At 72.6% G+C, this 15,382-nt stretch carries 19 protein-coding genes; 6 read left to right on the forward strand and 13 right to left on the reverse strand.

Translation table 11 applies throughout. The features are described from left to right. Positions 1-28 precede the first annotated feature (28 nt). Positions 29-1,876, forward strand: a complete 1,848-nt coding sequence (locus J2X59_RS05335; RefSeq protein WP_326495943.1) for a BCCT family transporter — start codon at positions 29-31, stop codon at positions 1,874-1,876. 65 nt (positions 1,877-1,941) lie between these two features. Here J2X59_RS05335 and J2X59_RS05340 read toward each other — a convergent pair whose 3' ends face one another. Continuing rightward, positions 1,942-2,643, reverse strand: coding sequence for an SDR family oxidoreductase (locus tag J2X59_RS05340; RefSeq protein WP_209684819.1), 702 nt, complete (start codon positions 2,641-2,643; stop codon positions 1,942-1,944). A gap of 69 nt (positions 2,644-2,712) precedes the next feature. Between J2X59_RS05340 and J2X59_RS05345 the strand changes: the two genes are divergently transcribed. Together J2X59_RS05345 and J2X59_RS05350 are read left to right on the forward strand one after the other, a co-directional pair. Next, positions 2,713-3,123 (forward strand): MerR family transcriptional regulator, encoded by a 411-nt coding sequence (locus tag J2X59_RS05345; protein ID WP_326495944.1) that lies wholly within the window; start codon positions 2,713-2,715, stop codon positions 3,121-3,123. 41 nt (positions 3,124-3,164) lie between these two features. Next, positions 3,165-3,989 carry a DNA-formamidopyrimidine glycosylase family protein gene (locus J2X59_RS05350; protein ID WP_326495945.1) on the forward strand — a complete coding sequence of 275 codons (825 nt, stop codon included), beginning with the start codon at positions 3,165-3,167 and terminating at the stop codon, positions 3,987-3,989. On the opposite strand, the gene J2X59_RS05355 is transcribed toward J2X59_RS05350, so the two are convergent. Beyond that, positions 3,947-4,498, reverse strand: coding sequence for an AAA family ATPase (locus J2X59_RS05355; protein WP_326495946.1), 552 nt, complete (start codon positions 4,496-4,498; stop codon positions 3,947-3,949). The two genes, J2X59_RS05350 and J2X59_RS05355, sit on opposite strands and share 43 nt — an antisense overlap. A gap of 172 nt (positions 4,499-4,670) precedes the next feature. On the opposite strand from J2X59_RS05355, the gene J2X59_RS05360 reads away from it, so the two are divergent. Then, positions 4,671-5,072, forward strand: a complete 402-nt coding sequence (locus J2X59_RS05360) for an arsenate reductase ArsC (protein ID WP_326495947.1) — start codon at positions 4,671-4,673, stop codon at positions 5,070-5,072. Positions 5,073-5,093: 21 nt separating this feature from the next. Here J2X59_RS05360 and J2X59_RS05365 read toward each other — a convergent pair whose 3' ends face one another. The 11 genes from J2X59_RS05365 to J2X59_RS05415 all read right to left on the reverse strand — a co-directional run bounded on the left by J2X59_RS05365 (position 5,094) and on the right by J2X59_RS05415 (position 13,692). Further along, a complete protein-coding gene (locus tag J2X59_RS05365; RefSeq protein ID WP_326495948.1) occupies positions 5,094-5,480 on the reverse strand; it encodes a DUF1304 domain-containing protein in 387 nt (128 codons plus the stop codon). A gap of 22 nt (positions 5,481-5,502) precedes the next feature. Beyond that, a complete protein-coding gene (locus J2X59_RS05370; protein ID WP_326495949.1) occupies positions 5,503-5,970 on the reverse strand; it encodes a VanZ family protein in 468 nt (155 codons plus the stop codon). Between the two features lie 27 nt (positions 5,971-5,997). Next, entirely contained in the window at positions 5,998-6,720 is a 723-nt protein-coding gene (locus J2X59_RS05375) for an NUDIX hydrolase (RefSeq protein WP_442781410.1), read from the reverse strand. Continuing rightward, positions 6,717-7,472: a copper resistance CopC family protein gene (locus tag J2X59_RS05380; RefSeq protein WP_326495950.1), complete on the reverse strand. Its 756-nt coding sequence runs from the start codon at positions 7,470-7,472 to the stop codon at positions 6,717-6,719. The genes J2X59_RS05375 and J2X59_RS05380 overlap by 4 nt, the downstream gene beginning before the upstream one ends. Positions 7,473-7,551: 79 nt before the next feature. Beyond that, entirely contained in the window at positions 7,552-7,989 is a 438-nt protein-coding gene (locus J2X59_RS05385) for an ester cyclase (RefSeq protein WP_326495951.1), read from the reverse strand. Between the two features lie 165 nt (positions 7,990-8,154). After that, the gene (locus tag J2X59_RS05390) at positions 8,155-8,940 is read right to left on the reverse strand and encodes a DUF4097 family beta strand repeat-containing protein (RefSeq protein WP_326495952.1); all 786 of its coding nucleotides are present in this window, start codon (positions 8,938-8,940) and stop codon (positions 8,155-8,157) included. Positions 8,941-9,001: 61 nt separating this feature from the next. Further along, on the reverse strand, positions 9,002-9,664 hold the full coding sequence (locus J2X59_RS05395; protein WP_209684806.1) for a response regulator transcription factor: 663 nt from the start codon (positions 9,662-9,664) through the stop codon (positions 9,002-9,004). Further along, entirely contained in the window at positions 9,652-10,860 is a 1,209-nt protein-coding gene (locus J2X59_RS05400) for a sensor histidine kinase (protein ID WP_209684804.1), read from the reverse strand. Before J2X59_RS05400 ends, J2X59_RS05395 begins: the two co-directional genes overlap by 13 nt. A 142-nt stretch (positions 10,861-11,002) precedes the next feature. Then, the gene (locus J2X59_RS05405; RefSeq protein WP_326495953.1) at positions 11,003-11,854 is read right to left on the reverse strand and encodes a LamG domain-containing protein; all 852 of its coding nucleotides are present in this window, start codon (positions 11,852-11,854) and stop codon (positions 11,003-11,005) included. After that, the gene (locus tag J2X59_RS05410; RefSeq protein WP_209684801.1) at positions 11,851-12,732 is read right to left on the reverse strand and encodes a S26 family signal peptidase; all 882 of its coding nucleotides are present in this window, start codon (positions 12,730-12,732) and stop codon (positions 11,851-11,853) included. The genes J2X59_RS05405 and J2X59_RS05410 overlap by 4 nt, the downstream gene beginning before the upstream one ends. 294 nt (positions 12,733-13,026) lie before the next feature. After that, positions 13,027-13,692, reverse strand: a complete 666-nt coding sequence (locus tag J2X59_RS05415; protein WP_326495954.1) for a hypothetical protein — start codon at positions 13,690-13,692, stop codon at positions 13,027-13,029. Positions 13,693-13,844: 152 nt separating this feature from the next. Between J2X59_RS05415 and J2X59_RS05420 the strand changes: the two genes are divergently transcribed. Together J2X59_RS05420 and J2X59_RS05425 are read left to right on the forward strand one after the other, a co-directional pair. Next, the gene (locus tag J2X59_RS05420) at positions 13,845-14,297 is read left to right on the forward strand and encodes a MarR family winged helix-turn-helix transcriptional regulator (protein ID WP_307810414.1); all 453 of its coding nucleotides are present in this window, start codon (positions 13,845-13,847) and stop codon (positions 14,295-14,297) included. Between the two features lie 75 nt (positions 14,298-14,372). Beyond that, positions 14,373-15,356, forward strand: coding sequence for a TerC family protein (locus J2X59_RS05425; RefSeq protein ID WP_209684796.1), 984 nt, complete (start codon positions 14,373-14,375; stop codon positions 15,354-15,356). The last annotated feature ends 26 nt before the right edge of the window (positions 15,357-15,382 follow it).

Raw genomic sequence — 15,382 nt, forward strand, 5'->3', positions numbered from 1 at the left:
CCCACAGGTCGTCGGGCACCATGGACGGATGGCCACGACGAGACCACCCGCACCCGCCGCCGACCAGCTCCGCCCCGGAGAGCCCGTCCGGACCACGCCGGGGCTCTCCCGCTGGGTCTTCTGGCCCGCCGCCGTCATCGTGCTCGCGTTCGTGGCCTGGACGCTGGTCGCTCCGGCATCGGCGGAGGCCGTCTTCACCACCCTGCAGGCCGGCATCGTGCGGAACTTCAGCTGGTACTACGTGCTGGCGGCGGCGTTCTTCGTCGCGTTCGCGCTCTTCGTCGGCTTCAGCCGGTACGGCGACATCAAGCTCGGCAAGGACCAGGACGAGCCGGAGTTCAGCACGCGGTCGTGGTTCTCGCTGCTCTTCGCCGCCGGCATGGGCATCGGCCTCGTCTTCTACGGCGTCTCCGAACCGCTCAGCCACTTCGCCGATCCGCGTCCCGGTGTCTCCGGGTCGGAGCAGCACCTGGCCCAGGAGGCCATGACCCAGACCTTCCTGCACTGGGGCCTGCACGCCTGGGCGATCTACGTCGTCCTCGGCATGGCCCTGGCGTACGCGATCCACCGCCGCGGCCGACCGGTGTCGATCCGGTGGGCCCTCGAACCCCTGCTCGGCAACCGCGTCCGCGGCGGCTGGGGGAACGTCATCGACGTCGTGGCGCTCATCGGCACGCTGTTCGGCGTCGCGACGTCGCTCGGCCTCGGTGTGCTGCAGATCGGCGCCGGCCTCGAGAGCGCGGGCATCGCGGAGAGCAGCACCGTCAGCCAGATCGCGATCATCGCCGTGATCACCGCGCTGACCATCGTGTCGCTCGTCACGGGTGTGGCGAAGGGCATGAAGATCCTGTCGAACGTCAACCTGCTGCTCGCCGCCGCGCTGCTCGTGTTCGTCCTGATCGTCGGACCGACCCAGTACCTGCTCCGCGACTTCGTGCAGTCGATCGGCGCGTACCTGCAGAACGTCGTCGGCCTGTCCTTCAACGTCACCGCCCAGCAGGGTGCCGCCGGCGAACAGTGGCAGGGCGCCTGGACCACGTTCTACTGGGGCTGGTGGATGTCGTGGGCCCCGTTCGTCGGGATCTTCATCGCCCGGGTGTCGAAGGGCCGTACGGTGCGCGAGTTCGTCTTCGGCGTGCTGCTCGTCCCCACCCTGCTGACCTTCCTGTGGTTCTCGGTGCTGGGTGGTGCGGCGATCAACCGCGAGGTCTCGGGCCGGGGCGGTCTGGTCGGAGCCGACGGCACCGTCGACGTCGAGGGGGCACTGTTCGGTCTGCTCCAGGACCTGCCCGCCGGTGTCGTGCTGACCTTCGGCGCGATCATCCTCATCGGCATCTTCTTCGTCACCTCGTCCGACTCAGGGTCCCTCGTGATGGCGATGATCGCCTCGGGCGGTGACCTCGAGCCGAAGAACTGGCTCCGGGTGTTCTTCGCACTCGTGACCGCCCTGCTCGCCATCGCCCTGCTCCTGACCGGCGGGCTCGACGCGCTGAAGACCGCGGCGATCACGACGGCGCTGCCCTTCAGCGTGGTGCTGCTGCTGACCTGCTGGTCGATGGTGATCGCCTTCCGACGGGAGCGCCGTGCCTACGACCGGGCCGAGCGCGAGGTGCTGCTCGAGCACGTCGGCGCCTACTACGGCCTCGAGGTCGAGGCCCCCGCGCAACGGACCGCCGGGGGTGGCCCGCTCCGCGCGCTGCGCCGCCGACTGCGCGGCCGGGTGGAGTCGGAGCCGAACGGGGGCGGCACGGCGACCTCGGACACCCCGGTCGCCCACACGGACACGGTCTCGGCGGACCCCGGTGTCGACGCGACCCTCGACCCGGCACCCGCGGAGACGTCCGCTGGCCGACCGGAGGAGCGGCCCGGGTCCTGACGCGACCGGGTGACGGACGGGAGGCGCGGTGGCGGCTGGCACCGCGCCTCCCGTCCGTCCTGCCGTCAGCCCAGCTGCGCCGCGAGCACGTCCGGCGTCTGCTGGAGCGACGCCTTGACCATCGCGCTCCACTCGTCGACGACGACCTCCGCGAGCCCCTGCTCGACCCCGTCGAGCGACGCGCGTGCGACGTCGGCCGGGTCGGTCATGTGGCCGTCGTACCCGGCCATCATGTCTGTGTCGGCCGCACCGAGGTGCAGCCCCTGGACCGTGATCCCGGCGTCGCGCAGCTCGAGCCGGACCGCGTTCGTCATGTTCCACTCCGCGGCCTTCGCCACCCCGTAGGCACCCGACCCCGGGTACGCGAACCAGGAGAGCGCGGAGAGCACGTTGACCACCGCGCCACCACCGTTGCGTTCGATGACGGGTGCGAAGGCCCGCAGCATCGACAGGGTGCCCCAGAGGTGGGTGTCGAGCAGCCGGTGCGCGTCGGCGAGGTCGTCGCGCAGGAGCGAGCCGGTCCCGGCGATCCCGGCGTTGTTGACGAGCAGCGTGACGTCCTGCGCGGCGGCAGCCGCAGCGGCGACCGACGTCTCGTCGGTGATGTCGAGCGGCAGCACCTCGACGCCGTCGATGTCGACGAGCTCGGGGCGGCGAGCGGTCGCGTAGACCTTCGACGCGCCGCGCTCGAGCAGCTGGGTGACGAAGCGGCGGCCGATGCCCCGGTTCGACCCGGTGACGAGTGCGACGGATCCGGCGATGTCCATGGTGTCCTCCTGCCGGGCGGGCCCTTCCCGCTGCGGCTCGGCTACGGTAGGACCTCACATCGGTGTCAGGTGCAAGTGTGGATCGGAGACGACGTGCGGATCGGTGACCTCGCTGCGGCGACGGGTGCGAGCGTGCGCTCGCTGCGGTACTACGAGGAGCAGGGGTTGCTCAGCGCGGAGCGGACCGCGGGTGGCCAGCGGTCCTACGCGGCGGCGTCCGTCGAACGGGTGCAGCTCGTGCAGCAGCTCTTCGCCGCCGGACTCCCGAGCCGGACCATCGTGCAACTGCTGCCGTGCGTCGACGCGGGGGTGGCGACGCCGGAGTCCTTCGCGCTGCTGGTCGCCGAGCGCGACCGGATCACCGCACAGCTCGCGGAGCTCGAGGCCGCCCGCGACCGGCTCGACGAGGTCATCGCGATCACCGAGCACCCGACGCCCGAGCACTGCCCGGCACTGCGGGAGCACGCCGCCGCGGCCTGAGGAACGCCGACGCTGTCGGTGGCCCCGCCTAGCGTGAGGACATGCCCGAGGGTGACTCCGTCCACCGCCTGGCAGCTCGACTCCGTGCCGTCGACGGGGCCCTGGTCACCCGCGGCGAGCTCCGCGGCGGCGCCGACGCCGGCACCCCGCTCGGCGGCCGGCGCATCGTCGCCCACGCCACGCACGGCAAGCACCTGCTGACCCGGTTCGACGACGGCACGACTCTCCACACCCACATGCGGATGACCGGTTCGTGGACCACGACGGGTGCGGGGAAGCGGCTGCCGGTCCGCGCCGCGCAGGACGCCCGGGTGCGCATGGCCCTCGACGACGGACGGACGGTGTGGGGGATCGCGCTGCCCGTGGTCGAGCTGCTCCCCACCCGCGACGAGCACCTGGCGGTCGGGCACATCGGCCCGGACCTGCTCCACGACGACTTCGACCGCGACGAGGCCGTCCGACGCTGCACGGCCGACCCGGAGCTGCCCGTGCGCACGGTCCTGCTCGACCAGCGGCGCGTGGCCGGGCTCGGCAACCTCTGGGCGAACGAGCTCGGCTTCGTCCGTGGGCTGCACCCGGACCGACCGATCGGCACGGTCGACGTCGGGACCCTGCTCGACACCGCGCAGCGGATGCTCCGCCACTCGGCGACGACACCCGACGCGTACCAGGTGACGACGGGGGTGCTCCGTCGCGGGGAGCGCCACTGGGTCGTCGGGCGGGCCGGGCGACCGTGCCTGCGCTGCGGCACGCGGGTGCGCGCCCGCGACGACGTCGAGGTGGTCGGCTCCGCGCCCCGACGCGTCTGGTGGTGTCCCCGCTGTCAGCCCGCGGCGGTCGGGCTCGTCGGGACCGCCGCGGGCTGACCGTCCGCGATGCCCCGGGCGACCTGCTCGGGCGTGCGTCCGACGGTCGACACGACCTCGGCGGCCTCGTGCAGCCAGCCGTCCGCCGCCTCGGCGTACGGGGCGAGGCGGCTCATCCGGAAGGTCGAGTAGCCGACGACGGCGTCGTCCTCGATCCGCCGGCGCAGGGTGTCCTGGTCGGCGTGCAGGACGACGTGCCGCACCGGGATCCCGTGCTGCGCGAGCCCGTCGGCGATCTCCCGCCAGTAGGCCTCGACCAGCACGGTCTGCGGCATGACGAGGGTGCCGCCGACCTGGTCGAGCACTCGTCGCGCACTCTCGACGACGAGGGGGCGCCACGGGGCCCAGTGCTGGAAGTCCCCGTGGTCGGGCAGCGCCGGTCGGACGTCCATCAGGACCTCGCCGACCTTCTCCGGGTCGAGCACGTGGGCGTCGGGCAGCATCGGCTGCAGCAGGCGGGCCGTCGTCGTCTTGCCGGCCCCGTGGGTGCCGTTGATCCACACGATCACCCCGCGGACGCTACCGCACCCGCTCGGGTGGGTCACGATCTGGACGCGCCACGGGGCGGTCGGGAGGCACGGTGCCGGCCCGCCACGGGCCTCCCGTCCGCCGCCGGGCCCGTTCGTCCACCTCGGTGCGGCAGGATGACCCCACCCCGTCCCGACGACCCCCGGAGTCACCGTGCCCGACCAGAAGCCCGCCGTCCTGTTCGTCTGCGTCCACAACGCCGGCCGCTCGCAGATGGCAGCCGGGTGGCTCCGGCACCTCGGCGGCGACCGCGTCGACGTCTTCTCCGCCGGGTCGGAGCCCGCCGACCGCATCAACGCCGTCGCGGTGCAGGCGATGGCCGAGGAGGGCATCGACATCGCGGGGGAGCAGCCCGCCGTCCTGACCACCGACGCGGTGCGCCAGGCGGACGTCGTCGTGACGATGGGCTGTGGGGACGCGTGCCCGGTCTTCCCGGGCAAGCGATACGAGGACTGGGCGCTCACCGACCCGGCCGGCCTGCCGATCGACCAGGTGCGCCCGGTGCGCGACGAGGTCCGCCGCCGGGTCGAGGCCCTGCTCGCCGAGCTGCTCTAGACCAGCGCCGCGACCGCTCGCTCAGACCAGCGCGGCGATCCCGAGCAGGAGCAGCGCGAGGAGCGGCAGCGCGCCCTGCGTGGTGGCGGCACGGCGCTTCGTCGCGTCGCTCGTGAACAGCACCAGCGCGGCGGCCAGCATGCTCCCGGTGCCGGCGACGACGAGCGTCAGGCCGACGGCGGTGCCGCCCGCCGCGACGACGACGATGCCGACCAGGACGAGCACGGCGAGGAACAGGTTGTAGAAGCCCTGGTTGAACGCGAGCGAGCGTGTGGCGGCGGCCTCCTGCTCGGAGGTGCCGAAGGTGTTCCGCGCACGCGGGGTGGTCCAGAGGACGGACTCGAGCACGAAGATCCAGACGTGCAGGAGCGCGGCGAGGGCGGCGAGCACCAGGGCGACGACGGTCATGCCCAGACCCTACGACGTCCGGTCAGCGACGTGGCGTGGCCCGGCGTCGCACGAGCCCGAGCGCCGCTGCCGCGAGCAGGCCGCCGATCACCGCGCCGATGCCGTTCGTGACCAGGTCGCTCGTGTCGCAGGCCCGGCCGATGCCGAGCACGAACGCCTGCACCGCCTCGATGCCGGCGGACAGGCCGATGCCGGCAGCCGCCGTCAGCAGTGGCCGGCCGGTGCGCAGCCCGGCCAGGAACACGACCGGGACGAAGAGCAGCACGTTCGCGATCGACTCGACGGCGGTCGGCGCCAGGTACGGGAGACCGGCCGAGCAGGCGACCGCTGCCGAGGGCGTGCCCTCCGGGTACAGGGTGAGCCCGAGCACGGCGACCAGCGCCAGGACCGCGAGCACCGTGGTGGTCCGCGGCGCCCGCGCCAGCAGGACCCCGAGGACGGGGGCGACGACGACGACCGCGACGAGGACGCCGAAGGCGAGCCAGGGCACCTCGACGAGCAGGGTGGAGAGCAGGGGTCAGGTCCTTCGGTGCGCAGGGAGCGGGAGCTCGTGCGCCGCGTCCCACGGCTCCGTCCAGCCGAGCCGGTCGAAGAGCGCGTCGAGCAGCATCGCCGTGAACCCCCAGAGCGTGTGCACGCCGTGGTCCGACCGTACCGTGAAGGCCGGCCCCCGCCACTCCCGGCCGCCGCGGCGGAGGACGGTCACCCCGCGGTTCGCCGGGTCGAGCAGGTCGGCCACGGGCGTCCGGAAGACGGCGGCGGACTCCCGCTCGTCGACGACCCGCACGGGCGTCGGTTCGCGCCACCACCCGAGCACGGGCCGCACCAGGTGGTTCGAGTGCGCGAGCGGTACGGCGGGCAGTGCGCCGAGGACCTCGACACCGGACGGGTCGAGCCCGGTCTCCTCGCGGGCCTCCCGCAGGGCCGCAGCGGGCGCGTCGACGTCGTCCGGGTCGATGCGCCCGCCGGGGAACGCGATCTCGCCCGGGTGCGAGCGGAGGGTCGAGGCGCGGGCGAGCAGCAGGACGTCGAGGTCACGGTGCACGGCGTCGGCGTCGGCGACGGCGGGGCGTGTGCTCGGGGTGCGGTCGAGCACACCGAAGAGCATGAGCACGGCCGCCGCCCGGGGGTCCGGCGTGCTCGGCATCGCGGGCACGAACGGGGCGGCGTCGGGACCGGCGACGGCGGCGAGCGCCGCGCGGGCAGCGTCGGCCGACGGGACCTGCGCCGGCCCGGTCACCGCCGTGTGCCGTCCTCGTCCGTGCCGTGTCCGACCGTGCCGTGCCTGACCGCGCCGTGCTCGCCGGAGTCGTGCCCGGCGGTGCCGTCCTCGACGTCCGGTCCCGCGGCGGGGACACCGTTCCGACGGGCCAGCAGGGCGCGGACGCCGACGACGCCGGCGAACACGACGACGACCAGCGCGACGATCAGCAGCAGGATCGTGTGGTGTCGGTGGTCGACCGGGGCGACGGCCGCCTGAGTGGCCGACACCTCGTCGGAGGTGCCGGACGCGGCGTCCGCCGTCGCCGTCGCGGTCGGCGCTGCGGAGGACGCAGCAGCGGTCGGGGTCGGCGTCTCCGCGATGCCCGAGGTCGTCGAGGAGTCGAGCGCTGCCGGGCCGCTCGACGCGAACCGGTACTCGCCGGAGATCGGGTGCCCGTCGACGGAGACGCTCCGCCACCGCACCGAGTACGACCCCGCTTCGGAGATGTCGAGGTCCTTGCCGATGGTGTTGCCCTCGACCGTGACCTCGCCGGACGTGTGCTCGGCGTCCTGGGCGTCGGTGACGCTGATCACGATGCCGGTCTGCAGGCCGCTGAGCGGCGGTTCGGAGAGGGTCAGGGTGATGCGGTCCAGGTCACCCGCGACCGTCGCGTCGGCCACCGGGTCGGACGCGACCAGCACGTCGTGGGCCGATGCCGGTCCGGCGACGAACAGGACGGGCGCGAGCGCTGCGACGACGACGGTGGCGAGGAGGGCTCGGAGACGCACGGGTGCCTTTCGACGAGGGCGGACCCGGCTGGTACCGGACGCCCCGAGCGTACCCGGGGCGTCCGGCAGAGCGGCCCGGTCAGCCCTTGCTGACGAACTGCACGTCGGACGAGCCGAGCTGCAGCTGCTCCTCGATGCCCTGCTGGTCCGTCGAGCCCCAGCGCTCCGCGATCCTGCCGTCGACGAACTTCGACACCTGGATGCCACGGACGGTGAACGAGCGTCCGGTCGGCTCGTGCCCCTGGAACGGACCCGTGTGCGTGCCGTGGATCGTGAACACCGCGGTGGTGAAGTCGTCGGTGACGATCAGCGGGTCGGCCTCGAGCGTGACGTCGGGGAACGCCGTCGTGAACTCCGTCCAGAAGTCGACGATGCCGGCGAGTCCGGGCGCCTGCCCGGGTGCGGGGTCGTGGTCGACGACGTCCTCGTGCCAGGCCTCGTGCATGCGACCCCAGTCGCGGGCCTCGAGGATCCCGCCGAGCTTCTCCTGCGTGGCGGCGTTCGCGTCCTTGGTCATGTGGGTTCCTCCCGTGGTCGGACGGTGAGGGTCATGGCTACGCCGGAGACCCCGGAACGACCCGAGTGTCCGAGGGACACGCTGTCCGATCGGCGAACGACGGTGGCGACGGACGGGAGGAACGTGGCGACCCCGCCACGCTCCTCCCGTCCGTCCGCCGACCGGTCAGCGGTCGGTCCCGCGCTGGATCTCGACGTCGCCCGCCACCGCCGTGAACCGGTACTGCTGCGCGGCACCGGGATCGGTACCGAGCTCGTTGTCGACGTCGCCGACGGTGGCCTCGGCGGTGATCCGGTAGTCGCCGTCCGGCAGGCTGACCACCTGGTCGCCCGACGTCGTCTCGACCGTGATGCTCCGCGGCGCCGCAGCGAGGGTGAGCTGCACGTCGCCCGAGGTCGCCTCGACGGCGAGGGCGTCCGCCCGCCCGTCGAGCGTGACGTCACCGGCGGTGCTCGTCAGTGCGACGTCACCCCAGCTGCCGGCGAGCAGCACGTCGCCGGCGGTGGCGTCGACCTCGACCGGGACGTCCGCGGCGTCCTCAGGCACCCGCACGGTCAGGTGGGCGCCCTGTCGGACCCCGACGGAGAGGTCGACGATGCTCCACGCCGGACCGGACACCGTGAGGTCGAGCACCCCGTCGCGGACCGCGTGCCGTTCACGGAGTCGGGTGTCACCGGCGACGAAGACGACCTCCGTGCGGTCCACGTCGACCCGCTCGACGCGGACGTCGGTGGCTCCGGTCTCGATCCGGATGCGGTCGAAGGACTCGTCGACGGCACTCGTCCGTGAGTGGTCCTGCCGGTCGCTGGCGGCGACGGACTGCACCACGACGACGGCGAGCAGTGCGACGAGCAGCACGGAGCCGACAACGAGCAGGACGGTCCGCAGGGTGCGGGGACGTCGGGGAGCCGGCGGGGGCGTGGAGCTGGTGGGCGGGGCGGTGGTCGTCACGGGGATCTCGTTCCTTCGGGTGCTGGTGCGGGGTGGGCGGGCGGGCGGGGCGGGTGCGCGGTCAGCGTCCCCGGCCGGCGGCCTCGGACAGGTAGCGGAGCACGGCGAGCACGCGGCGGTTGCCGGTGCCCTCGGCCGGGACGCCGAGCTTCGTGAACACGGCGGAGACGTGCTTCTCGACCGAGCTCTCGGTGATGTGCATCGCAGCGGCGACCGCGCTGTTCGACCGACCCTCGGCCATGAGCTGCAGGACCTGGAGCTCCCGCGGGGACAGGGTGTCGATGCCGTCCGTGCGGCGCGAGCGAGCGAGGATCTGCGCGACCACCTCGGGGTCGAACACGGTGCCACCCGAACCGACCCGCGCGACGTCGCCGAGGAACTCGTCCACCTCGACCACGCGGTCCTTGAGCAGGTACCCGAGTCCTGCGGTGTCGCTCGTGATGAGGTCGGCCGCGTAGCGCTCCTCGACGTACTGGGAGAGCACGAGCACCGCGACCCCGGGGTGCTGCGCGCGGATGAGGACCGCGGCGCGCACCCCCTCGTCGGTGGAGGTCGGGGGCATCCGCACGTCGACGATCGCCAGGTCGGGGCGGTCGGCGGCGACGGCGTCGAGGAGGGCGGGAGCGGTGTCGACGGCCGCCGTCACCTCGTGCCCGGCGTCGGTCAGCAGGCGGACGAGTCCGGCCCGCAGGAGGACGGCGTCCTCGGCGATCACGATGCGCACGGGAGCTCCACGGTCACTCGGGTCGGGCCGCCGACGGGGCTCTCGGTCAGCAGGGTGCCGCCGGCGGCGCGGACGCGGTCGCGCATCCCGCTCAGTCCGCCGCCGGGGTGACCGTCGGTGCCGGCGCCACCGACCCCGTCGTCCCACACGACGGTCCGGACACCGCCGGGCACCTGGTCGACGGTGACGGAGCACCGCGTGGCACCGGAGTGCTTCGCGACGTTCGTCAACGCCTCGGCGACGGCGAAGTAGAGGACCGCCTCGACCTCGGGCCGCGGTCGACCGGTGAGCACCACGTCGACGGTCGTCGGGACGGCGTTGCGTGCGGCCACGGCGGACAGCGCGGCGTCGAGCCCCCGGTCGGTGAGGATCGCCGGGTGGATGCCGCGGGCGAGCTGTCGGAGCTCGGTGATCGAGTCCTTCGCGTCGCGGTGCGCCTGGTCGAGGAGCTCCCGGGTGGCCGCGGGGTCGCTGTCGAAGCGCGACCGGGCCATGCCGAGGGTCATCGCGAGCGCCACGAGCCGGGGCTGGACGCCGTCGTGCAGGTCGCGCTCGATGCGGAGTCGTTCGGTGGTCGCGGCGTCGACCGCACCCTGCCGGGCGTCGGCGAGGGCGTGGATGCGGTCCTGCAGCGCCGCGGTCCGGCTGGAGCCGAGGAGCAGCGGTGCGAGCGCCCGGTCGAGACTGCCGGCGCCCCACACGTAGAGCACGGTCACCACGAGGAGCACCACGCTCGCCGTGACACCACCGGCCGTGCCACCGGGGAGCAGTCCCGGCAGGGGACCGGATCGAGCCGTCGTCACGATGAACGGAGCGAGCGTCACGAGCGAGAGGAACCCCCACCCGAGGACGGTGGACACCAGGTGGTGCGCCAGCGCCCGCCAGGTCACCGGGTCGGCGAGGTCGACGAACGCCTGCACCACGGGACGCCAGAGCCCGGTCGTGCGGGTCGTCCGGCGGATCGGCCGTGGGATCTCGACGTCGCGGAGGGCCGCGGCGCGGCGGCGCTCGAGCTCGGCGGCCCACCGGGCCGTCAGGGTCGTGGCCACCAGCAGGAGCACCCCGACCCCGGCGGCGGGGATGCTGCCGATCGAGGTGGCGAGGAACGTGACGAGGAGGACGGTCCAGACGAGGCCGAGGAACGCGTCGAGGAGGAGGTCCACGGCGGAGCTCCAGAGGGCGATCGCTTTCTGCACGGCTTCACAGTAGGGGCGGACGCGAGCACCGCTCGACGGTGGTGACCGCACGATCGGGTGGGGGTTTCCCCCACCCGCACACGGACGGACGGGAGGCGCGCGGCGACCCCGCCACGCGCCTCCCGTCCGCCGTGTCGGTGGGTCAGCGACCGGCGGCGTTGTGGTTCGCGACCTGCGTCGCGGACAGCTCCGTCGAGTAGACCGCGGCGTACCGCATCGACCCGGTGAAGTACTCCCTGGACGGCGCCCCCGGCCACCCGCTGATGGTGTCGTACCCGATGCGGAAGTACCCGGTGTAGTTCTCCGGGGCCTTGAACGCGGTGTTCGACGCGACGAGGGTGCCGTCCAGGTACAGGCGCATCCCGTTCGTCGGCGACATCGTCGACACGACGTGGTGCCACGCACCGTCGGTGACGGCCTTCGGGGACGTGATCACCTGCGTGGTGCCGTTGTACGAGCCGAAGACGAGCTGCCCCGAGGTGTTGACGTAGATCTGCCGGTCGTGCTGCCCCGAGGTGGCGACCTGGTTGCTGCCGAAGCCGATGAGCAGTCCACCGGCCACCGTGGTGCGGAACCAGACCTCCTCGCTGAAGGTCGTCGGGTTCGCGTAGGCCCGCGGCGTCGACACGAAGCTCGTCGACCCGTTCAGCGTGTACGCCGGACCACCGTCGCGGGAGCACGCTGCCGGGTTCGCGGTCGTGGTCATCGACCCCTGGTAGGTGCCGGCGTTGCCCTTGCCCGACGAGTCCGCCGCGGTCTTCGCGCCGGCAGCCTCGTCGAGGTCGTAGGCGAACAGCGCGCCGGAGGCGTCGGCCAGCGCTGCGGCACCGCAGGTGAAGTACGGCGCGGTCGCCGCGGTGTTGCCGCTGTTCGCGACGGTCGCGCTGTACGCGGACCGCGTCGGAGCGAACTGGTTGAGCAGCACGACCACGGCGAGGGCGACGACGAGCAGTGCGGCGACGACCCGGCCGTCGCGGAGGCGAAGGGCCCTCACGAGGCACGCACCGGTTCGACACGGCCGACGGCCAGGCAGAGCACGAGCGGCACGAGGCACACCAGGACGAGCGCAGCCCAGCCGACCGGGTCGAGGTGGATGTTCGAGGTCAGCTGGTAGTGCCCGTTCGCCGTGAGCTCGTGGATGACGACGCGTCCGACCTGGCCGTCGACCAGGTGCACGGTGGTGCCGCCGTGGGCCTCGACGCGGACGGGGAACATCCCGGAGGAGACGATGGTCGCCTCGACACCCTCGGGGCTCGAGGTGTTCGTGATCGTGGTCACGTTCACGAACGGCTTGAGGACGAAGGCTGCGTACGAGGTCGTGAGGGCACCACCGGCGATGCGCAGGCAGGTGCGGGTCACGCGGTCGGTGAAGGCGCTGGTGAGCGTCCAGATCAGCAGGGTGCCGACGAGCAGGATCGGTGCGGCGCGGAACAGCCAGCCGAGGTGGGGCACGAGGAGCACCGGTGCGCCGATGACGTCGTGCTGTGTGAGCGTCCACGGGTCGGTGGCACCGTTGATGTCCCCGCGGGTGTGCAGGCCCTGCGCGTCGATGCCGATGATGCGGTGCGTGTAGACGACGCCGGGGTTCGCATCGGTCGCGAACGAGACGACGTCGCCGACCGCGAGCGTGTCCACGTCGACCGGCATGTCGAGCACGAGGGTGCCGACCGGGGCGGCCACGCCCATCGAGGGCGTCTCGACGACGAACCAGCGACCACCGGCGGACAGGAACAGCACCGCGGCCGTCAGCAGCACGGCGGCGACCGCGGCGACCGTCCAGGCGAGGACGGTCTCGGAGCGGCTGACGGCACGACCACGCAGGACCGGACGGTCGAGCGTGCCGCTGAGCGGGATCGCTGCGGTCTGGCTCATCTGCTGCTCCGGTGGGGTCGGCCGCCCCGGAGGGACGGCGGGTGGTGCGGGTGCGGGGAGTGCGTGGGGAAGGGGGCGGCGCTCGGGCGTGGGGGGACGTCCGAGCGCCGCCGGGGTGGACGCGTCCGACCGGACGGGGGGATGACGGTCGGACTGCGCCGGGGGTGACGTCACCCGGCCGGAAGGGGGGGAGGCCGGTCGAGGGGCGTCGGTCTGTGGAGTTCGGTCCGGGAGCGGGGGGTGCTGTGCCGGCGGGACGGGATCAGGGCGTCACGCCGGCTCGCTCCCTGCGGGTCAGGCGGTGAAGGTCCAGGTCATCGGGACGGACGCTGCGAGGCCCTGGTACGTGTTGCCGGCCGACGGGTCGAGGGTGACCGCGAAGTTGAACGGCACGGTGGCGCCGGCGGCGGGGGCCTGGGGCATCGTGAAGGACGAGGCCGGCGCACCCTTGAAGCTGGCGAGGGTGCCGCTGAAGACGGTGGTCGAGCCCGAGGTGATGACGAGGTTCATCTTCGCGCACAGGTCGGTCGCGGTGCCGTTCTGCGTGCCGTTGGCCGACTGCGTGCAGGTCGCACCCGGGGTCAGCGTGAAGGTCGCGGCGTTCGCGGTACCGGTGTTCTTGATCGAGATCGCGGTGTTGACGGTGTTGCCGGGCGTCATCGTCGTGCTGCCACCGAACTTGTTGATGGTGGAGCAGGTCGCCGCGTTCGTGGAGACCGAACCACCGTCGGTGCTGAGGCAGGTGACGGTCGCGCCGGCGTTCTGCTCCTGCATGACCAGCGTGCCGGTCGCGGCGGTGTTGCTCGAGTTGGTGATGCTCGCGGCGAACCCGGAGAGGGTGCCGGTGAGCGAGAGCGACAGCAGGACGGCGGCGAAGATGCCGGCGAGGAGTGCCACGGGGGCGAAACGGATCCGCTTCATCGCGGAGGTGCGGAGCTTGGTGGACACGGTGTACCTCATCGTTCGGTGGTGGTGCGGGCAGTCGGAGCAAGCGGTTCGGGCTCACTTGCTTCAATGATCAAGATAGTCAGTTGTTCACCAATTTGACCACTCGTATACTTACCCCAGAGCGGGGGACGCCCCGTGTCCCCACTTCGACGGAAGCAGGTCCCGTGGCCCCCTCCACCGACGACGCCGACCTGATGGCGGCGTTCGCCGCGGTCGTCCGCGCGAACACGAGCCTGGTCGGCCAGCTCAGCGCGCGAGCCGGCATCCACGAGAACGCCCTGCGTGCGCTCGTGCTCGTCAGCGACACCGGGTACTCGACCCCCACCGAGGTCGCCGGCTACCTCGGGCTGACCTCGGGTGCGGTGACGAACATGATCGACCGCATGACGGCCGCCGGACTGATCGAGCGCGCACCCAACCCCGCGGACCGACGGGGGTCCCTGCTGCGCCTGCTCCCGGCTGGCGACGCCGTCGTCGAGGACTACCGCACGCGCTACGGCGCGATGCTGCGCGCCGTCGACGGCGCGCACGGCGGCGAGCTCCACGAGGTGCTGAACTCCCTGGCGACCAGCCTGTACGAGCAGGCGGCCGACGCGATCGGCGTCCGCGGGGACTGAACCGGGACGCGGCGGACGGGAGGCACGGCGCGGGCCCGCCGCGCGCCTCCCGTCCGCATGCCCCAGACTGGAACGATGCCCCAGCTCCCCGTCGTCTTCGAGGTCGGCTCCATCATCGCGCTCGTCGCGATCCTGCTCGTCGACCTGCTCATCGTCGCCCGCCGACCGCACGTCCCGAGCCTGCGCGAATCGGGCACGTGGGTCGGTGTCTACGTGGGGCTCGCGCTCGTCTTCGCGGTGCTCATGCTCGTCTTCGCCGGCGGGGACGCCGCGGGGCAGTTCGTCGCCGGCTGGCTGACCGAGTACAGCCTGAGCATCGACAACCTGTTCGTCTTCGTCATCATCATGGCGCGGTTCAGCGTGCCGAAGGCGATCCAGCAGGAGGTGCTGATGCTCGGCATCATCATCGCCCTGGTCCTGCGCGGGGTGTTCATCCTGGTCGGCGCGCAGCTCATCGAGGACTTCACCTGGATCTTCTACCTGTTCGGCGCGTGGCTCATCTGGACCGCGATCCAGCAGCTCCGTGAGGACGACGACGAGGAGCAGCAGGACAGCGCCCTCGTCCGCCTGCTGCGCCGTCGGGTGCGCATCACGGACGAGTTCGACGGCATGAAGTTCCGCGTCTCCCAGGACGGGGCGAAGCACTTCACACCGCTGCTCATCGTGCTCATCGCGATCGGCACGACGGACCTGCTGTTCGCGCTCGACTCGATCCCCGCGATCTTCGGCATCACCGAGAGCGCGTTCATCGTCTTCACCGCGAACGTGTTCGCCCTGATGGGTCTGCGGCAGCTGTACTTCCTGCTCGGCGGGCTGCTCGAGCGCCTGGTCTACCTGAAGTACGGGATCGCGCTCATCCTGGCGTTCATCGGCGTGAAGCTCGTGCTGCACGCCCTGCACGAGAACGAGCTGCCGTTCCTCAACGGGGGCGAGGGGTTCTCGTGGGCGCCGGAGATCCCGACGTGGGTGTCCCTCGTGGTGATCCTCGTCGCGATGGCGGGCGCGACGGGGGCGAGCCTCGTCCGGATGCGACGGGACGCGGTGGTCAGCGGGCGCTGACCGTCCGGGCCGCGGTGGTCCGCCGG

It is taken from the genome of Curtobacterium sp. 260 (assembly GCF_030803485.1).
In the GTDB taxonomy this organism is placed as follows: Bacteria; Actinomycetota; Actinomycetes; order Actinomycetales; family Microbacteriaceae; genus Curtobacterium.

What these genes read in the sequence shown, in the direction of transcription:
- J2X59_RS05335 (WP_326495943.1), top strand. Translation starts at nt 29, where the DNA reads ATGGCCACGACGAGACCACCCGCACCCGCCGCCGACCAGCTCCGCCCC.
- J2X59_RS05340 (WP_209684819.1), bottom strand. Translation starts at nt 2,643, where the DNA reads ATGGACATCGCCGGATCCGTCGCACTCGTCACCGGGTCGAACCGGGGC.
- J2X59_RS05350 (WP_326495945.1), top strand. Translation starts at nt 3,165, where the DNA reads ATGCCCGAGGGTGACTCCGTCCACCGCCTGGCAGCTCGACTCCGTGCC.
- J2X59_RS05365 (WP_326495948.1), bottom strand. Translation starts at nt 5,480, where the DNA reads ATGACCGTCGTCGCCCTGGTGCTCGCCGCCCTCGCCGCGCTCCTGCAC.
- J2X59_RS05385 (WP_326495951.1), bottom strand. Translation starts at nt 7,989, where the DNA reads ATGACCAAGGACGCGAACGCCGCCACGCAGGAGAAGCTCGGCGGGATC.
- J2X59_RS05410 (WP_209684801.1), bottom strand. Translation starts at nt 12,732, where the DNA reads ATGAGCCAGACCGCAGCGATCCCGCTCAGCGGCACGCTCGACCGTCCG.
- J2X59_RS05415 (WP_326495954.1), bottom strand. Translation starts at nt 13,692, where the DNA reads ATGAGGTACACCGTGTCCACCAAGCTCCGCACCTCCGCGATGAAGCGG.
- J2X59_RS05425 (WP_209684796.1), top strand. Translation starts at nt 14,373, where the DNA reads ATGCCCCAGCTCCCCGTCGTCTTCGAGGTCGGCTCCATCATCGCGCTC.